Here is a 3,112-nt window from a genome sequence, read left to right as displayed (position 1 = left end):
AGCGCGTCTATCTGCGCGGCGTTCATATCGTGCGCCACCTCTATATGCACGCTGCCTAGCTTCTTGTCTGGGCCGTAGTCGTTAAAGATAAGGTCATAAGCCCCAAGCACGCCATCAAACGAGCGTACACACTCATAAATTTCCGAGCTATCGCCACTAGGCATCCTTGCGCCTAAAATTTTATCTATTGCGTCACGTAAAATTTCAAGTGCCGCCTTGATAAGAAGTAGCGATATGATCACGCCAAGATACGCCTCAAGGCTAACGCCAAAAAATACAAAGACCAAAGCCGCCAAAAGCGTACCAAGCGAGATGAGAGCGTCAAATTTCGCGTCCACTCCGCTTGCTATGAGCGAGTCGGAATTTACGCTTTGTCCGACCCTTTGCGTGTAAAGCCCAAGCGCAAATTTGACCACTACCAAAACGGCGATCAAAATAAGCGAGACAGTGTCGTAGTTTGGGGTGCTTGGCGAGATGATTTTTTTAGCCGACTCGACCACAGAGGTACCGCCTGTATAAAGTATGATCACGCCTATAACGATAGCCGTTAGATACTCCACTCTGCCGTAACCAAATGGATGCTCTTTGTCAGGGCTTTTCCCGGCTATTTTTATGCCGACAATGGTAATGACTGACGAGAGAGCGTCGCTTAGGTTATTTACCGCATCTAAAATGATAGCGATCGAGCCACTTGCAAAGCCCACAACTGCTTTGATCGCCGCTAAAATAGCATTTGCCACTATGCCTATGAGGCCTGTTTTTACGATGGATTTATCTCGCGACGTGACCTGCTCTACTACCTCCAAATTTGCCCCTTAGATTATTTTTAACATTACCGCGCTTAGCGTTATTAGCGATAGATAAAACGCCTTTTGTGCGCTCATTTTTTCTTTATCAAACACTATCCCGACGCTCACGGCTCCGACCGCTCCCATACCCGTCCAGATCGCGTACGCCACCGACATCGGCATCGCCTGCATCGCGTAGCTCAAAAGCCAAAGCGAAAGGGCGAAATTTGCGACCAAAATCAAAAAATTCGCCGCCTTTTTCACGCCGAAGCTTTTTTGAAATTTGGTTAGAAAAAATACGCCCGAGACCTCGCAACACCCGGCCGCCAAAAGAGCTAAAACGTGCGTCAAGACTTTAGCCTTTTTAGCCCCAGCACGCCCGCGATCAGCGTCGCTATGAAAAATAGCCGCAAAAGATCTGGCGTCTGACCGCTCGCGCGAAATTCGCTCACGATCTCGGCGATCACCACAAAAAACGCCCCAAGCCCCACAAACACGGTGTATGTGATACTAATGGGCAGGTATTTCATAGCGATTATAAACGACGTAAAGCTAACGCAAACGAGCATCGCGGTGAGCGCGATCTCCGGCGCGCTTGATGCATGCTTTAGCCCGTACGCCCAGCCGCATTCGGCGACTGCGCCGCCTAGCACCCATAAAAAGCCCTTAGTTTGCATCGCCTAGAGCGTCTTTTATCTTAAAAATTTGAGCGATATTCGCGTCTAGTTCGTCTAAATTTAGCATATTCGGCCCGTCACAAAGCGCCTCGCAAGGATTTACGTGCGTCTCGTAGAAAAATCCGTCCACGCCCGCAGCCGCCGCAGCTCGCGCCAAATACGGCACGAATCTCGCGTCCCCGCCGCTTTTCTCACCCAAAGCCGACGGCATCTGCACGCTATGCGTCGCGTCGAAAATCACGGGTGCAAATTCTCTCATTAGTACCAAATTTCGCATATCTACGACTAAATTTCCGTAGCCAAAGGTGCTGCCTCGCTCCGTTAGCCACACGCCGTTTTGTTTAGCGACCTCGTATCCATCGCCACTAATGCCCCTTGTTTCTAGCACTTTTTTGACCGAATGCTTCATCGCAGAGGCGGCTAAAAACTGCCCTTTTTTGATATTTACCACCGCTTTTGTTTTGGCAGCAGCCACGAGCAGATCGGTTTGTCGGCACAAAAACGCCGGGATCTGCAGCACGTCCGCAACCTCGCCCACGGGCCTAGCCTGGTAGCTCTCGTGGATATCGGTTAAAATTTTAAAACCGAATTCCTTTTTGATCTTGGCTAAAATTTCGCACCCTTTTTCAAGTCCGGGTCCGCGAAACGAGCTTATACTCGTGCGATTTGCCTTGTCAAAGCTTGATTTGAAATAAAAATCTATCCGCTTATCTTCGTTAAATTTAACTAACCTTTTTGCCACGTCAAAAACGAGCTGCTCGCTCTCGATGACGCAAGGCCCTGCTATTAGTATCATTTTTTCTCCTTTATTTGTCTTTATATTTTTTGATCCAGTCGATCAGGTATGGCCTGTCGTCATTTGCGGGCGTTTCAAACCATTGCGAGCAAAGCTTGTATTTTACACCATTTATCAGTATAGGGTCAGAATAATAACGCACTGCGTCATATTCGCTGTCAGCGATTACAAGCGCAGGGTAATTTAATCCAAGACTATCCTTACTATATCTTTCGCTTTGAAGCCTGTTTATCTCGTCGGCATCTACTTTACCGCTTTCCAAAATTTCCCTCATAATTATTCGTGCTATTTGTCCTACTTTTAGCTCGGCGTAATCGTCTTGATTATTTTTGATATTAACGTAGTCTTTAGAAAGTTGATAGTTGCGTATAGTCGTTTCCGGCTTTTGTTTTTCTACGTTTTTTGTATCTTTTAGGCTCTTTTTATCAAACAAGGATAGCATCTGGTAAGAACGCATAAAAAGCTCCGCCGTATCAGCCACATTACCACTTATCTCCAAAATAGGTTCTAAAACCAAATTTGAAAAATCGCTATTTGCTATTATTCTAAAGTCAAATTCAAATCCCATCTCTTGTATTATGTTGTTTATATCAACAAAACAAGGGCGCAAGGCATCTAAAATTTGTCTATTTATTTTAGGGGATGCAAAGATAATTTCTGCTTTTTTAACACCAAAATATCCATAAATACACATGGCGGTTCTAAGACATTTTTTTACTACTCTAACTACCGTCTCATCAAGACCGCCGTAGTTTAGTCCGGACTCATGAAAAGCAACATCAACTGCATAAATTTCATTCATACGATCATTTGAACAAACACCCAAAGCATCGCATTCAGCCTGCTGCAAA

At 45.7% G+C, this 3,112-nt stretch carries 5 protein-coding genes; all 5 read right to left on the bottom strand.

The window, feature by feature from the left end; genetic code table 11:
* Positions 1-806, bottom strand: an 806-nt coding sequence (locus Q0546_RS07855) for a cation diffusion facilitator family transporter (RefSeq protein WP_298791973.1), incomplete at its 3' end; no start/stop codon positions are given.
* Positions 807-815: 9 nt separating this feature from the next.
* The gene (locus tag Q0546_RS07850; protein ID WP_298791971.1) at positions 816-1,139 is read right to left on the bottom strand and encodes an SMR family transporter; all 324 of its coding nucleotides are present in this window, start codon (positions 1,137-1,139) and stop codon (positions 816-818) included.
* The gene (locus tag Q0546_RS07845; protein WP_107811629.1) at positions 1,136-1,465 is read right to left on the bottom strand and encodes an SMR family transporter; all 330 of its coding nucleotides are present in this window, start codon (positions 1,463-1,465) and stop codon (positions 1,136-1,138) included. The genes Q0546_RS07850 and Q0546_RS07845 overlap by 4 nt, the downstream gene beginning before the upstream one ends.
* Complete coding sequence (gene kdsA / locus Q0546_RS07840; RefSeq protein ID WP_298791968.1) at positions 1,455-2,261, bottom strand: 3-deoxy-8-phosphooctulonate synthase; 807 nt, start codon at positions 2,259-2,261, stop codon at positions 1,455-1,457. The genes Q0546_RS07845 and kdsA overlap by 11 nt, the downstream gene beginning before the upstream one ends.
* A 10-nt stretch (positions 2,262-2,271) precedes the next feature.
* A partial coding sequence (locus Q0546_RS07835) for a hypothetical protein (RefSeq protein WP_298791966.1) occupies positions 2,272-3,112 on the bottom strand: 841 nt, incomplete at its 5' end.

The sequence above is a fragment of the uncultured Campylobacter sp. genome, assembly GCF_937997465.1.
Classification (GTDB): domain Bacteria; phylum Campylobacterota; class Campylobacteria; order Campylobacterales; family Campylobacteraceae; genus Campylobacter_A.
This window is presented reverse-complemented; position numbering and strand designations above follow the sequence as displayed.